We start from the raw sequence: 920 nt of genomic DNA on the forward strand, positions 1-920 counted from the left end.
AGTGTGTGCCACATGGCTGAACGTCGCAGGAAATTCTCCCCGGAGTTCCGCGAGGAGGCAGTGAAATCGGTGATCGAGACGTCACGTCCGATCGCCACGGTCGCCCGCGAACTCGGAATACTGGAAGGCACTCTCGGTGTCTGGGTAGCGGCCTACCGGAAGGAGCATGCCGGAGACGAGCCGCCGCTCACGGTTCCGGAACGGGCACGGCTGCGGGAACTTGAGAAGGAAAACCGGGAACTACGCCTCAAGGCGGAATTCTTGGGAAAAGCGGCTTCCTTCTTCGCCCAGGAATATCGGTAAGCTCGAAATACGAGTTCATCGACGTGGAGAAGGACACCCGCACACCGGCGGGCGCCCGAAAATATCGGATCGACGCGATGTGTCGCTGGCTCGAGGTATCCAGGTCGGGATACTACGAATGGCGAGCGAGACCGGCGTCGGCGACCAGCCTGCGCCGGGCCCACCTCACCCGGATGATCATAGCTGTGTTCGAGGGCTCCGACGGAACCTACGGACACCGCCGTGTCCACGCCCACCTCGCCCGCCAGGGCGAGACCTGCGGCGTCGAACTCGTGCGATCCCTGATGCGCCAGGCGGACCTGGTCGCCTGCCAGCCCCGGCCCTGGCGGCAGTCCCTCACCGACGCCGGCCTCACCGGCCCGATTCCGGACCTGGTCAACCGTGACTTCACCGCCCCCGCTCCCGGCGTGAAAATGGTCGGTGACATCAGCTACATCCCGACCTGGGAAGGATGGCTGTACCTCGCCACGGTCATCGACTGCCACACCAAAGCGATCATCGGTTATGCCATGGATGACCACTACAGAACCCCGCTGATTTCCGCAGCGATCATCAATGCGGCCCGCACCATCCCGCTCGCCCCAGGCGCGATCTTCCACACCGATCGAGGGAGTAAC

Annotated in this window: 2 protein-coding genes; both read left to right on the plus strand. The window is 63.7% G+C overall.

Annotation, left to right across the window (positions count from 1 at the left end; translation table 11 throughout):
* The coding region (locus tag C1A33_RS26420) for a transposase (RefSeq protein ID WP_207770517.1) at positions 1-303 on the plus strand (303 nt) is incomplete at its 5' end.
* Positions 294-920: IS3 family transposase (locus C1A33_RS26425; protein ID WP_279354702.1), on the plus strand; the 627-nt coding region annotated here is incomplete at its 3' end. The genes C1A33_RS26420 and C1A33_RS26425, both read left to right, overlap by 10 nt.

This window comes from Frankia canadensis, assembly GCF_900197875.1.
Lineage (GTDB): Bacteria > Actinomycetota > Actinomycetes > Frankiales > Frankiaceae > Frankia > Frankia canadensis.